Here is a 19,030-nt window from a genome sequence, read left to right as displayed (position 1 = left end):
CTTCTACCGGTCGGGGGAGGTACCTTCAGATTGTTCGCGGTTCGCGGAAAAACCGGATGTTGAAGGGCGGGCGATTGGAGCCTCTGCGGGACGGTGACTCATGAGCCGCCTGGCTTTGATACTGGCCATTGGACTCAGCCTTCTGGCCTCTGAGTCTTTGGCCCAGCAGACGCTCGAACGGTCGCCGACCACGCGCGGCCGGGTCAGGGACACTAGCGTCCTTCTGGCAGCGCGCGACGCTGCGGCTCGCGCCGGCGCCGACTGCCATGTCACTGCGGCCGCTCTCCAGGGCCGGGACAGTTTCGGCGACCGCCGGTACGAAGTCGCCTGCCGCGAAGGGCCAGGTTACCTGATCGTCGACGGGACCACCCCTACCGCCTACAATTGCCTGCTCCTGGAAAGTCAGAGCGAACGGCTCGAAGGCGTTTCATCCACGCGCGAGGTGCCGGCCTGTCTTCTTCGGGCCAACCGGAATCCGGTCCGGCATTTTGCCTCCGTGGCGACTCACGCGGGGATGGACTGTCGGGTCGATGAAGGCCGGGTCGTCGGTCTGTCTCCGACAGGAACCACGATCTATGAGATTGGCTGTCGCCGTGCCCCCGGAGCCTGGATCGAACAGGCGTCCGGCGCATGGATCGTCACCGATTGCCTTGATATCCGGTCGCGGGGCGACCTTTGCCAGTTCACCACCGAGCCCGAAGAACTCGCGGGCTTCCGCGCAAGACTGGCCGGGAGCGCCGCCGAAGCCTGCGCGCCGACCGGGGTGCGAGACATGGGCCGCAATGCGACGGGACTCACATATTACGAACTGACCTGCGCCGGGGGCGCGCCCGTCGTCGTGAGTCTGGACGCCGGACGCAGGGTGACGAACGTCCTGACCTGCGCGGAAGCGGCCCATATCGGCGATGGCTGCCGGGCCGAACGGTCACGCCCCGAACGGTGAGAATTTCGACACCCCCGGACGGCCCGGTCGCAGCCGTATTCCTCAACGGTCCCGCCCCTGCTAGCGTCGCCCCATGACCCGCACCCTCCTGATCGCCGCCGCCGCCCTTTCCCTCGCCGCCTGCGCCACGGCGCAAGAGCCCGCGCCCGCCGCCACGCCCACAGCCACACCCGGCGTCGGCACGCTGGAAGGCTGGGCCGCCGGCAATGCCCAATATCTGGTCGTCAACGGCGCCCGGCGCGGCTGGACCACCACCGAATCGGGTCTGCAGTACCGCCGAGTCGGCCGCGCCCGTCCGAACGGCCGCCAGCCGGCGGCCACCGACACCGTCAAGGTCCACTACCGCGGGACCTTCGTCGACGGCCGCGAGTTCGATAGCTCCTACGCCCGCAACGAACCGGCCGAATTCCCGCTGAACCGGATCATCAAGGGCTGGACCGAGGGCGTGGCCCTGATGCGCGAGGGCGAGACGTTCGAGTTCGTCATCCCCGCCGCGCTGGGCTACGGCGAACGCTGGGTCGGCGGCGACGAGCTCCCGCCCAACTCCACCCTGCTGTTCACCGTCGAACTGCAGGAAGTGAAACCGGCGCCTGCGGCGAGCTAACATCCCGGCCTGCGGGTGTTGCGCACACCTTGTCATCCCGGCCGGAGCAAAGCGGAGAGCCGGGACGGAGAACATTTGGTCTCGGCCCCTCCCGGAAATCGCAGCGCGATTATCCGGGAGACAGCCAACCACCAGCGCATATGCCTGCCCGTCTCCCGGCTCGCCGCTGACGCAGCGTCCGGGAGGATGACGTCTGTCCGACCCAGCGTCCCGGATCACCGCTTCGCGGCGTCCGGGATGACAAGGGGCCCCGAACCTTAACGACCGGCGGAACCACCAACATGACAGCGAATTAATCCCGCGGGCCTTCCGTCGGGTTGACCCTCGCCTGCGCCCGGCGTGATCTGCGCGCCCTGCCCGTCCAGCCGGAAGTCATCGATGAAGCGTCTGCTCCTGTCCGTTTGCGCCGCCGCCGTCGTGTTCGGCGCCGCGCCCTCTCTCGCACAGGTGGGCACGCCCGCGCTGGACCGGCCGCTCGCGCCGATCCCGGCTCCGCGCGACGTCGCCTTCCCCGGCGTCATCACCCTCGACATGGACGCCACCGACATCGACCGGCGCATCGTCTCGGTCCGCCAGTCCATCCCCGTGTCCGGCCCCGGCCCGTTGGTCCTGCTCTATCCGCAGTGGATTCCCGGCGCACACGGCCCGGTCGGTCCGGTCGACGATGTCGCCGACCTGCGCATCACCGCCAATGGTCAGGCCCTGCGCTGGGTTCGCAACACGGTCCGCACCAACGCCTTCCAGGTCGAGGTTCCGGCCGGCGCGACCTCAGTCGAGGTGGCATTCAAATGGCTGACCCCGATAGACGGCGCCCAGGGGCGGGTCGTCATCACCGACGAGATGCTGAACATCCAGTGGGAAAAGGCCATCCTCTATCCGGCCGGCTACTATTCGCGTCAGATCACGGTCCAGCCGACCCTGCGCCTGCCCCCCGGCTGGCAGTACGGCGCGGCGCTGGACACGACCTCATTCCAGAACGGCGTCGCGGTCTTCGCTCCCATCACCCTGGAGCATCTGGCTGACAGCCCGGTCTTCGCCGGCGCCTACTATCGCCAGATCGACCTCGATCCGGGCGGCCGTTCGCCGGTGCGGCTGAACATCGTCGCCGACGACGCCGACATGCTGGCCGCCACCGATGAGCACATCCAGCTGCACCGGAATCTGGTCGATCAGGCCGACTATCTGTACGGCGCGCGCCACTTCAACCACTACGACTTCCTGCTGGCCGTCTCGGATCGACTGGGGGGCATCGGGCTCGAGCATCACCGGTCCTCGGAAAACAGCGTCGACACCGACTATTTCACCGCCCCCGCCTCGACCCTCGCCGACCGCGATCTGCTGGGCCACGAATACAATCACTCCTGGAACGGCAAATGGCGCCGTCCGGCGGATCAGCTCACGCCGACGCTCAACGAGCCGCTGCAGAACTCCCTGCTCTGGGTCTATGAGGGCCAGACCCAGTACTACGGCCTCGTCCTGACCGCCCGCGCCGGCCTGATGTCGAAACAGCAGGCGCTCGACGTCATCGCCAACACCGCCGCCAGCTACGCCGAGGACAATCCCGGCCGCGCATGGCGCGCCATGCAGGACACCACCAACGATCCCATCATCGCCCAGCGCCGGCCCCAGCCCTGGAACAGCCTCCAGCGCAGCGAGGACTACTATCGCGAAGGCGCGATGATCTGGCTCGACGCCGACACCCTGATCCGGGAACAGTCCAACGGCCGCCGATCGCTGGACGACTTCGCCAAGGCCTTCTTCGGCGTTCAGGACGGCGCCTGGGATCCCGCCCCCTACACCTTCAACGACGTGACCTCGACGCTGAACGGAGTGCAGGCCAACGACTGGACCGCCTTCCTGCGCACCCGGTTGGACGCGGTCGGCCCTGGGGCGGCGGGTCCGCTGGGCGGTCTCGAGCGCGGCGGCTATCGCCTCGCCTGGAGCACCACGCCCAACGCCTACTCCCGGGCGCTCAACACCGAGCTCGAGCGGGTCGATTTCCAGTATTCGCTCGGCCTCAGCCTGAACAACGCCAACCGGGTCACCGCCGTCCGCTGGGGCTCGCCCGCCTTCGAGGCCGGCCTGACCTCGGGCTGGGAGGTCGTGGCGGTAAACGGCCGCGCCGCCAGCGCCACGACCATCGCCGAGGCCATCACCGCCTCAGCCGGCAATACGACCGCCATCGAGATGATGCTGAAGAAGGGCGACCGCTTCCGCACCATCCGTTTCGACTATCACGGCGGCCTGCGCTACCCGCGCCTCGAACGCATCGAGGGAACCCCCGACCGTCTCGGCGACATCCTCGCCCCCCGCCGCCGTTGATCGTGAGGGACACGAAGTTGATCCGCACCGCCGCCCTCGCCCTGCTCCTGACCTCGGCCGCCCTGCCGGCCCTGGCCCAGGTTCCCGCGTCGCAAGCCCAGACGCCCCTGCCCGCCCCGACCAGCCTGCCCCACGCCCTGCCGCCCATCCCGGCGCCGCAGGACCGCGACTATCCGGGCGTCATCGGCATCCGCGTCGACCTGACCGACCTCGACCACAAGGTCATCCGCGTGCGCCAGACGGTGCCGGTCAGCGCCGGGCATCTGGTGCTGCAGTATCCGAAATTCATTCCCGGCAACCACGCCGACACGGGTCCGATCCAGCTGGTCTCCGGCGTGACGGTCACCGGCGCGGGCCGGCGGATTGAATGGGTGCGCGACACCGTCGATCCCCACGCCTTCCACCTCGACATCCCGGCGGGCGTGACGGAGATCGAGGTCGCCTTCGAATGGCTGACCCAGCCCGACAACGCCGTCTGGCGCGTGGTCATGACGCCGGAGATGGTCAATCTTCAGTGGGAGAAGGCCCTGCTCTATCCGGCGGGCTACAACCACGACCGCATCACCTTCGCCCCCTCGGTCGTCCTGCCCACGGGCTGGCAATACGGCGTGGCGCTCGACACCGTGTCCCGCGAGGGCGACGTGGCGACCTTCGCCCCCATCTCCCTCGAGCATCTGGCCGACAGCCCGATGTTCGCCGGGGCCCACTACCGCCGCGTCGACATCGATCCCGGCGGCCGCTCGCCGGTGCATCTGAACCTCGTCGGCGACACCGCCGCCTCGGTGAACATCACGCCGGAATGGGTCGCCAGATACGAATCCCTCGTCGACCAGGCCGACCGCCTGTTCGGCGCCCGCCACTACGACCGATACGAGTTCCTGCTTGGCCTGACCTCGAAGATGGGCGGCATCGGCCTGGAGCATCACCGCTCATCCGAGAACACCGCCGCTCCCAACTATTTCTCCACCGCCACCCCGGCCTACGGCGCACGCGGCCTGCTTCCGCACGAATACGTCCATAGCTGGAACGGAAAATTCCGCCGTCCTTCAGACGAATACGTCGAGAACTTCAACGTCCCCACCCAGAACACCCTGATGTGGGTCTATGAGGGCCAGACCGAATACTGGGGCGATGTCCTGACCCCCCGCTCGGGTCTCGGCACGGTCGAGGAGGCCATCGTCAACCTCGCCGAGGTGGCCGGCTTCTATGACCAGCAGCCCGGCCGCCAGTGGCGCGCCCTGCAGGACACCAACAACCACAACCTGCTCGGCTACCGCACCACCAATCCCTGGGGTTCGTGGATGCGCGGCACCGGCGACTACTACCGCGAGGCCCTGCTGATCTGGCTGGACGCCGACACCCTGATCCGCGAGGCCACCAACGACCGCAAGTCGCTCGATGATTTCGCCAGGGCCTTCTACGGCGTCGAGGACGGCGTCTGGGAGGCCCGGCCCTATACGTTCGAGGACGTCGTCTCGCACCTGAACGCCGTCCACTCCCACGACTGGGCGACCTTCCTGCGCGACCGGCTCGACGCCGTCGGCCCCGACGCCGCCGCCCCGCTTGACGGGATCGGGCGCGCCGGTTGGCGGCTGACCTGGGTCGATGAACTGACGCCGGTCGAAAAGCGGATGCACGGCGGCTGGGCCACGGACTTCCAGTACTCGCTCGGATTCACCCTCGGCGCCGGCAACCGCATCGGCGGCGTCCGCTGGGGCAGTCCGGCCTTCGAACAGGGGCTGGGCGCCGGCTGGGAGCTGATCGCCGTCGGCGACCGCGTCGCCTCCGCCGAGGTCCTGCGCGACGCCGTCACGGCGGCCAGGGGCGGGACGGAGCCCATCGTCCTCGTGGTCAAGCGCGGCGACGAGTTCCGCACCCTGTCATTCGATTACCACGACGGCCTGCGCTACCCCCGTCTGGTCCGCATCGAGGGAACCCGCGACCGCCTCGCCGACATCTTCGCCCCGCGCCGGCGCTAGCCGCGGCGTCGATTGCCGTCACGGCGCTGACTGCGGACGGTCCGCTGCAGTTCATGCAGCCCCATCGATTGCAGTTCATGCACGAGGCGGCCGGGCAAAAGAAAACGGGCCGGGGATTGCTCCCCGGCCCGTCCATAATTGTCCCGAAGGACGGTCGGTTCTTACTTGATCTGCACCTTGGCGCCGGCTTCCGTCAGCTTCTTGGCGACTTCGTCGGCGTTCTGCTTGGAGACGTTCTCGACGACGTTCTGCGGAGCGCCTTCGACCAGGTCCTTGGCTTCCTTCAGGCCCAGGTCCGAACGGACGCCGCGGACTTCCTTGATGACGTTGATCTTCTTGTCGCCGCCGTCCAGCAGGACAACGGTGAACTCGGTCTGCTCTTCAGCAGCCTCGGCCGGGGCGGCGCCGCCGCCGGCGGGCATGGCCATGGCGACCGGAGCGGCGGCGCTGACGCCCCACTTTTCTTCCAGCAGCTTGGACAGTTCGGCGGCTTCCAGAACGGTCAGTTTCGACAGGTCTTCAACGATTTTGGCGAGATCGGCCATGGTGTGTTTCCTTCGGAGGATTGGGTTTCAGTAGAGAGTTTGCAGAGATGAAAGAGGCGGGTCCGCTTACGCGGCGTCCTTCGTGGCGTAGGCGTTGAACACCCGGGCCAGTTGGGCCGCCGGGGCTTGCACGACGCCGGCGATCTTGGTCGCGGGAGCGTTGAGCAGGCCGAGCAGCGAGGCGCGGATCTGATCCAGCGAGGGCAGTTTGGACAGAACGCCCACACCCTGTGCATCCAGAACCTTGTCACCCATGAAGCCGCCCAGAACCACGAACTTGTCATTGGCCTTGGCGTATTCAGCGGTGATCTTGGCGGCCGTCACCGCGTCGTCGGCGTATGCGATGCCCACGGGACCCTTGAACAGGCCGTGGTATTCGCTGCCTTCGTCGGCTTCGAGCGCCTTGAGCGCCAGGCGGTTCTTGACCACCTTGAACGTGCCGCCGGCAGTACGCAGGCGTCCACGCAGGTCTTCCATATCCGCAACGGTCAGACCCAGGTTGTGGGTCACGACCACGGCGCCCGCGTCGGCGAAAACGCCCTTCAGCGTTTCGATCGACTCGGCTTTTTGTGCGCGGTCCATTGCGGTCTCCAGTCTGTATTCGCCGCCGGGCTTATTCCCGACGACGGATTAGCCAAGGCGCGCCGCATCGCTGCGAAGCGTTCAGGCCGGTCGTATTGTCCGAAGGAAGCTCGAACCCCGACGCCCGGATACCGGAACGTCTGGCGTCGTCTGCATCCCCATCTCCCCACGGCGCCAGAGGGCTCTCTGACATTTATGGCCCGGGTGACCCCCAGACCCCGAAGTTCTCGGACAGGACCGCCGCGGCCGAAGCTGCGACGGAGAAGGCGCGCTCTATACACGGACCCGCGCAGAACTCAAGCAGCGTCCGGGGGGTCTTGACCCGGTGCGGCGACGTAACATTACACTGAGTTCAGAAACGGGATCGGGGGACGCCGCGTGAACCAGTCGGGCGGAACAGCCCAGGATGATCTGCTGCGCCGGGCCGGCGAGGCCCTGGCGCGGCGCGATCCGCAATCCGCCATTGGCCTGCTCGACCAGGCCGACCGGATGGGGCCGACCCACCACGGCTTCCTGAACCGGGCCCTCGCCCTGCGCATGTCCGGCGATCTGCAGGGGGCCATGGCGGCCCTGGACGGGGCGCTCGGCATCGAGCCCTATGATTTCACCGCCCTTCTCGGTAAGGCGGCGATTCTCGAACAGATCGGCCAGGCCCAGGCCGCCGCCGCCGTCTATCGCAACGCCCTGAAGATCGCCCCGCCGCGCGAGCGCTGTCCGCCCGCCCTGCAGGCCCAGATGGATCATGCCGACGGCGTCGTCCGTCGCCACGCCGAGGCTCTGCGCGACCATATGCGCGCCCACGCCGCCGCCCTGCGCCAGACCGTCGACGCCGCTGCGCTCGACCGCTTCGACGAGGGGCTGGAAATCTTCGCCGGCCTCAAGACCGCGCCGACGCAGGAGCCGCTGCTGCTCCACTATCCCCGCCTGCCCGCCATCCCCTTCTACGACCGCGCCCTGTTTCCCTGGCTCGAAACCCTGGAAGCCGCCACGCCGGTGATCCGGGCCGAGCTCGAGGCCATGCTGGCGGATTCCTTCGACCAGTTCGCTCCCTACGTCGCCTATCCCAAGGGGGCGCCGGTCAATCAGTGGGGCGAGCTGAACCATTCACGCAAATGGACCTCCCTCTGGCTATGGCGGGACGGCGCGCGTCAGGACGCGGTCTGCGAGCGCTGTCCGCAGACCGCCGCCCTGCTCGAATCCCTGCCCATGTGCCGCCAGGACGGCTTCGCCCCTACCGCTGTCTTCTCCGCCCTTCAGCCACACACCCACATCCCGGCCCATACCGGCTCGTCCAACGTCCGCCTGCTGACCCACCTGCCGCTGATCCTGCCGGGACCGGCCCGGTTCCGCGTCGGCAACACCCTGCGAGACTGGAAGATGGGCGAGGCCTGGGTCTTCGACGACACCATCGACCACGAGGCCTGGAACGACGCCGACGAGATGAGGGTGATCCTGATCTTCGACATCTGGAACCCCGCCCTGTCCGAAGCCGAGCAAACCCTGATCACCGCCATGATGCAGGCCCACCGCAGCTTCATGGGCGGCTAGGGCTTGCCGCCCGCGCTCGCCTGCATAGTATGGGCGCAGGAGGACACGGCATGATCGCATATCTCTTGAGCCCGTCGGGCCAGATCGGGCGTCGGGCCTACATCGCGCCGCTCGCCGCCTTCTTCGCCCTGGCGCTGGTCAGCGCCTTCAGCACGGGTACGACCCTCTCGGGGGTGTCCGTCGGCCATGTCCTCGACAACCCGTGGACGGTGATCGGACGCGGTCTGGACGCCAGCGTCCTTTCCGGCCTGCCGGCTCCTGTCGCGATTCCTCTGGTGATCGCGCTCTTCTCCGTCGCTGCCCGGGCGCTGTTCGCGCTGACGATCAAACGCCTGCATGACCTCGGCCGAAGCGGCTGGTGGTCGGCGCTGTTGCTGGCGCCCGGAATCTCGGTCCTGTTGATGCTGTTCTGCGTTGTGGCCCCGGGACGTCGGACAGCCGTCGCCTGAGCTTCGGCCGCTGCGTTAACCCTGCGCTCACCCTGCCCCCCAACCCGATCTTCACCTTGTGACGGTTAAATCGTCCCGGAATGAGCCAGTCCCGCTTCAACGAGGACCGGCCGCAACCGTGATGTTGAAGGGGCCGCCCCATGGCAAAGACCGTTCTCGTGGTCGACGACGATCCCACCCAGCGTCGCCTCGCGCAGGCCGTGCTGGAGCGTGAGGGGTATGCCGTCGTACACGCCGAATCCGGCGGCGAGGCCATCGACCGCCTGACCAAGGGCGGGGGCGCAGATGTCGTCCTGCTCGACATGATCATGCCCGGCATGAGCGGCATGGAAGCGCTGGCCGAAATCCGCACCGCCGGGGTCACGACCCCGGTCATCGTCCTGACCGCCTCGGGCGGCGTGGACGCCGTGGTCAAGGCCATGCAGGCCGGGGCCCAGGACTTCTTCGTCAAACCGGTCTCGGCCGAACGCCTGTTGGTCGGAGTCTCAAACGCCCTGCAGCTGACCCAGCTGACCGCCGAGGTCGGCCGGCTCAAGAAACACGTCTCCGGCCGCACCTCCTTCGACGATCTGGTCGGTCAGAGCCCGCCCATGCGGATGGTCAAGTCGCTGGGCGCCCGCGCCGCCAAATCCTCCATCCCGGTCCTGATCACGGGCGAGAGCGGCGTCGGCAAGGAAGTCATCGCCCGCGCCCTGCATGGCGCCTCGGACCGCTCCGGCAAGCCGTTCGTGGCCGTCAACTGCGGCGCCCTGCCCTCGAACCTGATCGAGTCGATCCTGTTCGGCCATGAGAAGGGAGCCTTCACCGGCGCCCACGACAAACACCTCGGCAAATTCCAGGAGGCCAACGGCGGCACCCTGTTTCTCGACGAGATCGGCGAACTGCCGCTGGATATGCAGGTCAAGCTGTTGCGCGCCCTGCAGGAGGGCGAGGTCGATCCGGTCGGCGCCAAACGCTCGGTTAAGGTCGACGTCCGCATCGTCTCGGCCACCAACCGCGACCCGGCCCAGCAGGTCCGCGCGGGCGCCTTCCGCGAGGACCTGTTCTATCGCCTCAACGTCTTCCCGATTGAGGCTCCGTCCCTGCGCGAGCGCCGCGAGGACATCCCGGCCCTGATCGACCACTTCATCGCCCGCTTCAATGTCGAGGAAGGCAAGCGCGTCGCCGGCTGCTCCGGCGAGACCCAGGCCCTGCTCTGCGCCTTCGACTGGCCCGGCAACGTCCGCCAGCTGGAGAACGCCGTCTATCGCGCCATCGTACTGGCCGACGCGCCCTTCCTCCAGCCGCACGACTTCCCCGCCATCTCGGGTATCGCCGCGTCATTCCTCCCCCCCATGGGGGAGGTGGATCGCGGCGACAGCCGCGAGACGGAGGGGCCGCCGGCAGCAAGCTCGGTCCTCGACCTCCCACCCCTGCCCGACACTCCGATCCGCATCCTCGACGAGCGTGGCCATCTGCGCACCCTCGAGGAGATCGAGCGGGACCTGATCCAGCACGCCATCGAGGTCTATGCCGGCCACATGTCCGAGATCGCCCGCCGCCTCGGCATCGGCCGCTCGACCCTGTATCGCAAGGTCCGCGAACAGGGGCTGGAAGGCATCCTCAAGGAAGCCGGGTGAGGATTCCGGGCAACGCCCCGGGGAAGCCCGGAGTCTGACCGAAAATTCATTGGCCAATGGCCGGCCGAACCCCGAAGACGGGAATTGGCCCGCGTCGTTCTCAACCTTCGGTTTCCGCGCTGTAATGCGACGGAAATGTTGGCCGGGCACGTTGCAGGGCTAGTTTCTCCCCGGGATCCGTCCGCATGCTGCTCGCTGCCACCGCCCTGTCCGGCCTCATGGCCGGTCTGATCCAGACTGCGCCGACGCCCCCGCCGCAGCAGCCGCCGCAACAGCCGGCGACCCCTGCTCCCGCGGCCGAACCGGCGCCGGCTGCGGACCCCGACCCGACCGCCTTTGAACTCGACACGGTAACCACCACCGGCGCGCGCCCGCGCGGCAGCGTCAACTCCGACATCCCGCCCGACCTCGTCCTGACCCCGGAGCAGATCCAGGCCTACGGCGCCTCCAACATCGCCGAACTGCTGACCTATCTCGAGCCCCTGACGCGCAGTTCGCGCGGCCGCGCCGACGGCCAGCCGGTGTTCCTGGTCAACGGCCGCCGCATTTCGGGTTTCCGCGAAATCCAGGGCCTGCCGCCCGAGGCCATCGAGCGGATGGAGATCCTGCCCGAGGAGGTCGCGCTCGAATACGGCTACGCCGCCGACCAGCGCGTGGTGAATTTCGTGCTCAAGGACAATTTCCGCTCGCTCACCGCCGAGGTCTCCGGCCGCATGCCGACCCAGGGCGGCCGCACCACCACCGAGATCGAGGGCAACACCCTGCACATCTCCGGCCCGATCCGCTGGTCGGTGGATGCCGAACACGAGCGCTCCAGCCCCCTGTATGAGTCCGAGCGCGACATCGAGCGCGATCCCGGCACGACCCCTTTTGATGACGTCGACGCCTATCGCACCCTGCTGGGTCAGAGCGAGCGGTCCACCGTGCGCGGCACCTACAAGCGCGACCTCAACAACACGACCCAGGCCACCCTCAGCGGCAGCCTCGAGGATCGCTCCAGCCTCAGCTTCAACGGCCTGCCGGGCGTGATCCTGACGGTGCCGGCCGGAAATCCGTTCTCGACCTCGCCCGTCAACGCGCCGGTCAGTCGGGTTCTGGACGCCCTCCCGTTGAACCGCGAGACCGACAGCCTGACCGGCGGCCTGGGCCTCGTCGTCGACGGCTTTCTCGGTGACGACTGGCGCTGGACCCTGTCCGGCAACTACGACCGGATCGAAACTGACACCCTCAGCGGCCGGGGCTTCGACACCGCCGGTCCGTTCCAGACGCGCCTGAACGCCAATGACCCGACGGCCAACCCGTTCGGCGTCCTGTCCCCCTCCGACTTCGTCCGCCTGCCCGACGACACCGCCAACTCCGTCTCGCAGGTGCTGTCGACCGAGCTGGTGCTGAACGGCGACATCTTCGACCTGCCCGCGGGCGGCGTCTCCTCGACCTTCAGATTCGGCGCCGACACCCGCTCGCTCGACTCGGCCAGCGTCCGCGGCGGCATCGCCACCGAACGCTCCCAGTCGCGCGACCGCTTCAACAGCCAGGCCAGTTTCAGCATTCCCATCGCCAGCCGCCGCCGGGACATCCTGCCCGCGATCGGCGACCTGTCGGCCAATTTCAACGCCGGCTATGAGGAGTTGTCTGACTTCGGCGGCCTGACCACCCTCGGCTTCGGCGTCAACTGGTCGCCCATCGAGCCCCTGTCGTTCCAAGTCAGCTACACCGACGAGCACGGCGCCCCGTCGATCTCGCAGCTGAACGACCCGACCATCTCCACCCCCAACGTCCCGGTGTTCGACTTCGCCACCAACCAGACCGTGCTGGTCACCCGCATCGACGGCGGCAACCAGAACCTCAACGCCGACAACCGTCAGGTCTGGAAGGCCGGCTTCAACCTCAAACCCTGGTCCGAGACCGACCTGCGCTTCAGCTCGACCTGGACGTACAGCCTGACGGAAGACGCCATCGCCGCCTTCCCGACCCTGACCCCGGACCTTGAGGCCGCCCTTCCCGGCCGCTTCACCCGCAACGGCGGCGTCCTCGTCTCCTTCGACGCCCGCCCGCTCAATTTCGAGCGGTTCGAGCGTCAGGACATCCGCACCGGCTTCAACTATTCCCGCGCGTTCGGCGCGGCCAATCCTGCGGCCGCTCCCCTGCCCGGCGCCCCCGGCAGCGCCCGCCCGCCTATCGGCGGCGGCATGCCGATGCGCGTCGAGATCCGCACCGAAGGCGGCGGCCCACCCCCCGGCGGCGGCGGCGGTCAGTTCCGCATGGGCGGCGGTGGCGGCGGACGTGGCGGCGGCGGCATGCAGCCCGGCCAGGGCCGTTTCAACCTGTCGATCTACCATACGCACCGCCTGCAGGATGAGATCGTCATCGCCACCGGCCTGCCCATCCTCGACCTGCTGGACGGCGCCGCGACCGGTTCGCGCGGCGGCACGCCCCGCAACGAGATCCAGGCCCAGGGCGGCGTCTTCCGCAACGGCATGGGCGCCTTCCTCCACGCCAACTGGCGCGAGGGCACCCGCGTCGACGGCGGAACCGGCCCGGACCTGAATTTCTCGGATCAGGCGACGGTCAATCTGAACGTCTTCATCGACCTGAACTCCCGGACCTCCTGGGTCGCCAAATTCCCCTGGCTGAAAGGCTCGCGGGTCAATTTCGGGGTCCAGAACCTGTTCGACAGCCGGCCCGAGGTCACGTCCAGCGCCGGCGACCTCCCGCTCAACTACCAGCCCGACTACCTCGACCCCCAGGGCCGCGTCGTCAGCCTGACCTTCCGCAAGATCCTGTTCTAGGGAGGTAGGTTCTAGGGGCTAGGGGCTAGGGGCTAGGAAAGAGGCGCGTGTGGCAGGCCCTAATCCCTAGAACCTGGCCCCTGGAACCTAGTCCCTCTTCTTCCCCCACCGCCGCTTCGGTTCTTCCCCCTTCGCCTTGGCGGCGATCTCCTTGAGCTTGCGGCCCTGCATGGCCGACAGCGCCTGCCCCGGCGCGCCCAGCTCGGGGTCGCCGAAGGCCCGGCCGTGGGTCTTCACCCGCTCCGATACCGATTCGAGGAACTCGCCCTCCCATTCAGACAGCGAAACGCCCGCCTTCTCTGCCGAGCGGCGGGCGCGTCTGAGGGCGTTGAGGGCCGCCCGCTGGGCCGCCTTGCGCTGGGCTTCGAAGGGGCTGAGGGGCGGCTTGCGCTTCAAGGGAGGGATGAGGGATGAGGGACGAGGGACGAGGGACGAGGGATTGGTCGATGATCGGCCATGGCCGCACCTCATCCCTAATCCCTGATCCCTAATCCCTCAAAGTCAGATCTCGCCGAGCGCCGAGAGGTACAGGTCGAGGATCGCATCCTCTTCCTGCCGCTTGGCCTTGTCCTGCTTGCGGATGCGGATGACCTTGCGCAGGATTTTCACGTCATAGCCCTCACCCTTGGCCTCGGCGAAGACCTCCTTCATGTCGGCCATGACGGCGGCCTTGTCCTCTTCCAGCCGCTCCAGCCGCTCGATCACGGTGCGCAGCCGCCCCTGGGCGGCGGAGGTCAGCACGTCGGGCGAGGAATCGAAGGAAGCGTCGTCGGCCAAGGGAGAACTCCGGAAAAAATCACGCCCTCAACAGGCCGGAGGCCGGTAGGGCGACAAAGATGTGGGACGCTAACCACGTCGCTCCGCGCGACTCAACGATCGCTGGGGGCAGACGCGAAAAAGGCTGCGGACAAGTCCGCAGCCCTGAAACTTTCGAACCGCGCTGTGGCGCGAAAAGACCGTCTTTAGCCCTGCTTCGCCTTGAAGCGCGGGTCGGTCTTGTTGATCACATAGACGACGCCCTTGCGGCGAACGACCTTGCAGTCGCGGTGGCGACCCTTGAGCGACTTGAGCGAGCTGCGGACCTTCATGGTCGTCGTCCTGAGGCAAAACAAAACAGAAAAGCCGCAAGACGAACCTGCGGCGGAGCGGTGCGTATAGAGAGGGTTCCCCGGTTCGTCAACCAGATGGGCAGGCCCCGATCGTCCAGTCGACATAGCTGGCATCGCCCCGCCCGCGATTGCCCCCGCCTCCGGGATCGTGCAAGCCGATTCCCGCGCCCGCGCCCGAAACGCCGCGCCGTCAGGAACCACCTCCATGGGACTGTTCGACTGGATGACCGGCAGCAAGCCGGCGCCGCCCGGCGTGCCGCGGCTCCCCGTCCCGGCCCTGCGGGACGGCCTCCTCGCTATCAACCGCGACACGGCCCCCTTCATCGTCCGCGACGGCAAGCCCGAAGGCGTCGACATGGTGGCCGAATGGCGGATCGTCGACGCCCAGTGGTACGAGATCTTCGCAAAGGCCGGGATCAAACGCGTCTTCAAGGTGCTGATGAAGTTCGACGAGGCGAAGGGTGAGGTCCGCGCCGTTGATCAGTCGTGGGAGGTGGAATGGCGCGCCGGCGTCCCGGTCCTGTCCGCCACCGCCGAGGGTTTCCGCGGCCAGTCCTGGGAAAAGAGCTTCGAGACGGTCTACGCCTTCCGCGAGGACCTATCCTGGGGCGAGGTCTACAGCTATCGATTCGACACCGACGAGATCAAGAAGCCGCTGGTCGCGGCCGCGCAGAAGGCCGGCTGGGGTTGGCGCGGCGTGGCCTTCAGCAAGCTCTGAGCGCGCTACAGCCAGGCCGTCGCCGCTTCCCGGGTCATCCCCAGCAGGATGCCGGTCACCTGCACGCCGCTGCCGTCCTCGGTGACGATGCGGAACGCCTGGTCGCTCAGCGGGGTCGGATCGGGGCGCGCCATGGCCCAGCCGGGGAACAGGCGGGTAGCGATGTCCCAACTGCCGAGAACCGCGATATTGGTGTGGCGTGCGTCGGCCCGCAGACGAACCATCAGGGCATCCACGTCCCGTCGGCGACCTTCGATGACCTGGACGAATTTGCCGTCGGGCAGAGCTAGGGCGCCGGTGATATTGTCACGACGGTTGTTGCGCACCGACACGCGGAATATCTCATCGAGCGACCGTACGTCGTCATGATCGATCAGCGAATCGCTTCGATAGACGAGTCTGTACAGCCCATTCGTCATTCTCGCCGCCTGTGAGGCGACAGGCCCCTCCGGCGAGAACTCATATCGGTCCCTAAGGTTGCAGATGAAAAACCAACGTGCGGGGAGGCGTCCGGGCAGGCGGCTGGCGCTGGCGCCCAACCCGCGCTCAAGCAGCGAGGGACCGCATCCCACGCGTTAGCGCACCCAACACGCGCTCATGCAGCGAGCCGCCGCGCGGCGAGCGTTAGCGCACCAAAGAGGATGGAGGCCTGGCCTCCGAGTTGAACGGAGGGTCTGCGGAGTTGCACCTCCGCCGCGTCGCCCCTCCGCCACCAGGCCGTATCAGAGAGCAGCTACACCATAGCCGGCCCTGGTTAAGCGCGACCTGAACGACACGGTGAACGTCGTCTTTACCTCCTGGCCTCGCTTTGGCCCCGGTATTGCACCAACGCTTGTCGCCCTCGCGTACTTGTTATGATGGGGCGGCCTCAGGGGACTCTACAGCTATCGCCATGCGTATCAGCCTTCGCCTCTTGCTCATCGCCTCCGTCGCCGCCTGCGCGCCCCTGCTGCCGGAGGCGCCGCCCGTCGTGGCCATGGCGGAACCCGGCGCTCCGCCGGCCGTCGCCCCGGCCTCGCCCGCGGTCGCTGCCGTTCCGGCGCCTGTCGTGATCGACCAGGCCGGGTTCGACGGCTGGAAGCAGGGCTTCCTCACCCGCCACGGCGGCGCTCGCCGCACTGAATACGAGCGCGAACTCGAAGGCCTCACGCCCGACCCGTCCGTCATCCGCCTCGACCGCAACCAGCCCGAGTTCAGCCGCCCCGCCGGCGCCTATGTCCAGTCCGCCGCCTCGGCCACCCGCATCGCCCAGGGCCGCGCCCGCACCGACCGCGTGCCGTGGGAGGTGACCCAGCGGTTCGGCGTGCCGACCGAAATCCTCGTCTCGGTCTGGGGCAACGAGAGCGCCTTCGGCGCCATCCAGGGCGACTATGACGTCATCCGCTCGCTCGCCACCCTGGCCTATGAGGGCCGCCGCCGCGACTGGGCCGAGGGCGAACTGAAGAATGCGCTCGACATTGTCATCGACGGCCGCCGCGACCGCGCGGGCCTTAAAGGCAGCTGGGCCGGGGCCATGGGCCAGACCCAGTTCATGCCCGACGCCTATCTGCGCCTCGGTGTCGACCAGACCGGCGACGGCAAGGTCGACATCTGGGGCTCGGACGCCGACGCCCTGGCCTCGGCCGCCAATCTGCTGGCCCGGGCCGGCTGGAAGCCCGGCCAGACCTGGGGCTATGAGGTCATCCTGCCCGCCGGCTTCGACTATGCGGAGGCCGAGGGGCCACGCCATCCGTGGCGGTACTGGGCCCAGCGTGGCGTCAGCATCGCCCGGGGCGGGGCGCCCAATGCCGCCGAGGCGCTGGAAGAAGCGGTCATCCTCCTGCCCCAGGGCGCACGCGGCCCGGCCTTCCTGGCCCTGCCGAACCACTATGTGATCCGCCGCTACAACAACTCGGTGAGCTACGCCCTGGCCATCGGCCTGACCGCCGACGGCATTGCCGGCAAACCCGGTCTGGTAGCGTCATGGCCGGACGACGCCCCCCTGTCCCGAGACCAGCGTATCGGCGCCCAGGCCGCCCTGACCCGGCTCGGCTTCGACACCCAGGGCATCGACGGCGTCGTCGGCGCCAACACCCGCGCCGCCCTGCGCCGCTGGCAGATCGCCAATGGCCGGCTGGCCGACGGCTATCTCACCGCCGACCTGGCCGACGAACTGATCCGGCGGGCGGGGTAGGGGTTCTATCCCGCCCGGTCCCCTTGCGCAGGGGACAGCCCCTTATCCGTGCATCCCCGTGAAGGCGGGGATGCACGGGAAAATGGGCGATCCACCGCTGCCAATCCCCCGATTGTAAGCATATTCAGGTTTTCCAACCCATTGACTTCGCTGGCCTTTAAAAAATTACAGCGTCATTAGCCCACCATACCTGCGGCCCGTCCCAGACTCCCATCCATCCCGTCGACGGGGAGGGCGTCGGATCCACGTTCTCGATGGCGGCGGGCTGTGGTCGAGCGATGAAGCCCGGATGGAGGAAAGTCCGGGGGTCCTCGTCGGGCAGGGATGGATCCTGCCTGCTTGCTCGCCGCGCGCCCTGGGTCGGAACCGCTACGTCGACTGGAATACGGTCAGCACGTTCCGCCTCACGGCCTCTCCGCAAGGGGCGGTCGGGATGCCGGTGAGGCCTGACAAGGGCCGCCAGCCGGCGGGGCGGGTGGATAACGACCGCGCGGAGCAGCCTGCTTCGTCGAAACGGTAAAACAATCACTGCACCGGGCGAGGCCCGGCCGCTCCGCACCCTCCCCCACCGCTTGCTCCCAAGCGGCGAAGAATCACGCGCGGTCGTTCTCCCTCCCCCACCACATGATCGTTGTTAACCCGCCCCGGCTTCGCTAACCCGAACAGGCCCACAACCCGGAACCGCCATGCCCCGCCCGACCGATCGCTTCGAAGGCACGTCCAACTACATCGCCACGGATGACCTCAGGATCGCGGTCAACGCGGCGGTCGCCCTGGAGCGCCCTCTGCTGATCAAGGGCGAGCCCGGCACCGGCAAGACCGTCCTGGCCTATGAGATCGCCAAGGCGATGAACGCCCCGCTGATCACCTGGCACATCAAATCCACGACCAAGGCCCACAACGGCCTGTACGAATACGACGCCGTCTCGCGGCTGCGCGACAGTCAGCTGGGCGAGGCCCGGGTCCACGACGTCCGCAACTATCTGAAGCCCGGCAAGCTGTGGGAGGCCTTCACCGCTCCCAACCGTCCCGTCCTGCTGATCGACGAGATCGACAAGGCCGACATCGAATTCCCCAACGACCTGTTGCAGGAACTCGACCGCATGGAATTCTACGTCCAGGAAACGGACGAGACGATCCGCGCCGAGGTCCGCCCCGTGGTCGTCATCACCTCGAACAATGAGAAGGAACTGCCCGACGCCTTCCTGCGCCGCTGCTTCTTCCACTACATCCGCTTCCCGGACGACCAGACGATGAAGGCGATCGTCGATGTCCACTTCCCGGGCATCAAGCCGCGGCTGGTCTCGGAAGCGCTCAAGACCTTCTATGAGATCCGCGACACCCCGGGCCTGAAGAAGAAGCCCTCAACCTCGGAACTGCTGGACTGGCTCAAATTGCTGCTGGTCGACGACGTCGATCCCGAGACCCTGCGCGAGAAGTCGCCCAACAAGCTGATCCCGCCGCTGCACGGCGCCCTGCTGAAGAACGAGCAGGACGTCCACCTGTTCGAGCGCCTCGCCTTCCTCCACCGCCGCGAGGCCTCGCGACCCGGAACGTAACAAGGCGAACACACGAACGAACAGGTTTCGTCACCCGCCTTACCGCGATTTCACTGGAAAATGAATCAGGCGCGCGCAGGATGGAAGCGTA

17 protein-coding genes are annotated in these 19,030 nt (G+C 67.6%); 11 read left to right on the top strand and 6 right to left on the bottom strand.

Annotated elements, in window-relative coordinates; translation table 11 throughout:
- The first annotated feature begins 100 nt into the window (after positions 1–100).
- The 4 genes from ACTIEW_RS10750 to ACTIEW_RS10735 all read left to right on the top strand — a co-directional run bounded on the left by ACTIEW_RS10750 (position 101) and on the right by ACTIEW_RS10735 (position 5,848).
- Complete coding sequence (locus ACTIEW_RS10750) at positions 101–943, top strand: hypothetical protein (protein ID WP_439477893.1); 843 nt, start codon at positions 101–103, stop codon at positions 941–943.
- A gap of 73 nt (positions 944–1,016) precedes the next feature.
- On the top strand, positions 1,017–1,547 hold the full coding sequence (locus ACTIEW_RS10745; RefSeq protein ID WP_439477892.1) for an FKBP-type peptidyl-prolyl cis-trans isomerase: 531 nt from the start codon (positions 1,017–1,019) through the stop codon (positions 1,545–1,547).
- A gap of 378 nt (positions 1,548–1,925) precedes the next feature.
- Positions 1,926–3,869, top strand: coding sequence for a M61 family metallopeptidase (locus tag ACTIEW_RS10740; RefSeq protein ID WP_439477891.1), 1,944 nt, complete (start codon positions 1,926–1,928; stop codon positions 3,867–3,869).
- A 17-nt stretch (positions 3,870–3,886) separates the two neighbouring features.
- On the top strand, positions 3,887–5,848 hold the full coding sequence (locus ACTIEW_RS10735; RefSeq protein ID WP_439477890.1) for a M61 family metallopeptidase: 1,962 nt from the start codon (positions 3,887–3,889) through the stop codon (positions 5,846–5,848).
- A gap of 161 nt (positions 5,849–6,009) precedes the next feature.
- Here ACTIEW_RS10735 and rplL read toward each other — a convergent pair whose 3' ends face one another.
- A complete protein-coding gene (gene rplL / locus ACTIEW_RS10730; protein ID WP_300467827.1) occupies positions 6,010–6,393 on the bottom strand; it encodes a 50S ribosomal protein L7/L12 in 384 nt (127 codons plus the stop codon).
- A 66-nt stretch (positions 6,394–6,459) separates the two neighbouring features.
- Positions 6,460–6,975 carry a 50S ribosomal protein L10 gene (gene rplJ / locus ACTIEW_RS10725; RefSeq protein WP_439477889.1) on the bottom strand — a complete coding sequence of 172 codons (516 nt, stop codon included), beginning with the start codon at positions 6,973–6,975 and terminating at the stop codon, positions 6,460–6,462.
- Between the two features lie 378 nt (positions 6,976–7,353).
- Here rplJ and ACTIEW_RS10720 point away from each other — a divergent pair, with 378 nt between their 5' ends.
- From ACTIEW_RS10720 to ACTIEW_RS10705, 4 genes are all read left to right on the top strand, one after another.
- Complete coding sequence (locus ACTIEW_RS10720; RefSeq protein ID WP_439477888.1) at positions 7,354–8,523, top strand: aspartyl/asparaginyl beta-hydroxylase domain-containing protein; 1,170 nt, start codon at positions 7,354–7,356, stop codon at positions 8,521–8,523.
- 50 nt (positions 8,524–8,573) lie between these two features.
- Positions 8,574–8,972, top strand: a complete 399-nt coding sequence (locus tag ACTIEW_RS10715) for a DUF805 domain-containing protein (protein WP_439477887.1) — start codon at positions 8,574–8,576, stop codon at positions 8,970–8,972.
- A gap of 140 nt (positions 8,973–9,112) precedes the next feature.
- On the top strand, positions 9,113–10,591 hold the full coding sequence (locus tag ACTIEW_RS10710; RefSeq protein ID WP_439477886.1) for a sigma-54-dependent transcriptional regulator: 1,479 nt from the start codon (positions 9,113–9,115) through the stop codon (positions 10,589–10,591).
- A 185-nt stretch (positions 10,592–10,776) separates the two neighbouring features.
- Positions 10,777–13,380, top strand: a complete 2,604-nt coding sequence (locus ACTIEW_RS10705) for a TonB-dependent receptor plug domain-containing protein (protein ID WP_439477885.1) — start codon at positions 10,777–10,779, stop codon at positions 13,378–13,380.
- An 87-nt stretch (positions 13,381–13,467) separates the two neighbouring features.
- Here the strand turns inward: ACTIEW_RS10705 and ACTIEW_RS10700 are convergent, their stop codons facing one another.
- The 3 genes from ACTIEW_RS10700 to ykgO form a co-directional block, all read right to left on the bottom strand.
- A complete protein-coding gene (locus ACTIEW_RS10700; protein WP_439477884.1) occupies positions 13,468–13,776 on the bottom strand; it encodes a hypothetical protein in 309 nt (102 codons plus the stop codon).
- Between the two features lie 105 nt (positions 13,777–13,881).
- Positions 13,882–14,157: a DUF2312 domain-containing protein gene (locus ACTIEW_RS10695; protein WP_292025971.1), complete on the bottom strand. Its 276-nt coding sequence runs from the start codon at positions 14,155–14,157 to the stop codon at positions 13,882–13,884.
- Positions 14,158–14,342: 185 nt separating this feature from the next.
- Positions 14,343–14,468: a type B 50S ribosomal protein L36 gene (gene ykgO, locus ACTIEW_RS10690; RefSeq protein WP_168044709.1), complete on the bottom strand. Its 126-nt coding sequence runs from the start codon at positions 14,466–14,468 to the stop codon at positions 14,343–14,345.
- A 226-nt stretch (positions 14,469–14,694) separates the two neighbouring features.
- Here ykgO and ACTIEW_RS10685 point away from each other — a divergent pair, with 226 nt between their 5' ends.
- Positions 14,695–15,207, top strand: coding sequence for a hypothetical protein (locus ACTIEW_RS10685; RefSeq protein ID WP_439477883.1), 513 nt, complete (start codon positions 14,695–14,697; stop codon positions 15,205–15,207).
- Positions 15,208–15,212: 5 nt separating this feature from the next.
- On the opposite strand, the gene ACTIEW_RS10680 is transcribed toward ACTIEW_RS10685, so the two are convergent.
- Complete coding sequence (locus ACTIEW_RS10680) at positions 15,213–15,626, bottom strand: BLUF domain-containing protein (RefSeq protein ID WP_439477882.1); 414 nt, start codon at positions 15,624–15,626, stop codon at positions 15,213–15,215.
- A gap of 473 nt (positions 15,627–16,099) precedes the next feature.
- Here ACTIEW_RS10680 and ACTIEW_RS10675 point away from each other — a divergent pair, with 473 nt between their 5' ends.
- On the top strand, positions 16,100–17,380 hold the full coding sequence (locus ACTIEW_RS10675) for a lytic murein transglycosylase (RefSeq protein ID WP_439477881.1): 1,281 nt from the start codon (positions 16,100–16,102) through the stop codon (positions 17,378–17,380).
- A 686-nt stretch (positions 17,381–18,066) separates the two neighbouring features.
- Entirely contained in the window at positions 18,067–18,939 is an 873-nt protein-coding gene (locus tag ACTIEW_RS10670) for an AAA family ATPase (protein ID WP_439477880.1), read from the top strand.
- Positions 18,940–19,030 lie beyond the last annotated feature (91 nt).

It is taken from the genome of Brevundimonas sp., from assembly GCF_051860745.1.
Lineage (GTDB): Bacteria > Pseudomonadota > Alphaproteobacteria > Caulobacterales > Caulobacteraceae > Brevundimonas.
The sequence above is the reverse complement of the archived record's forward strand: the minus strand, read 5'-3'. Positions and strand labels throughout refer to the sequence as shown.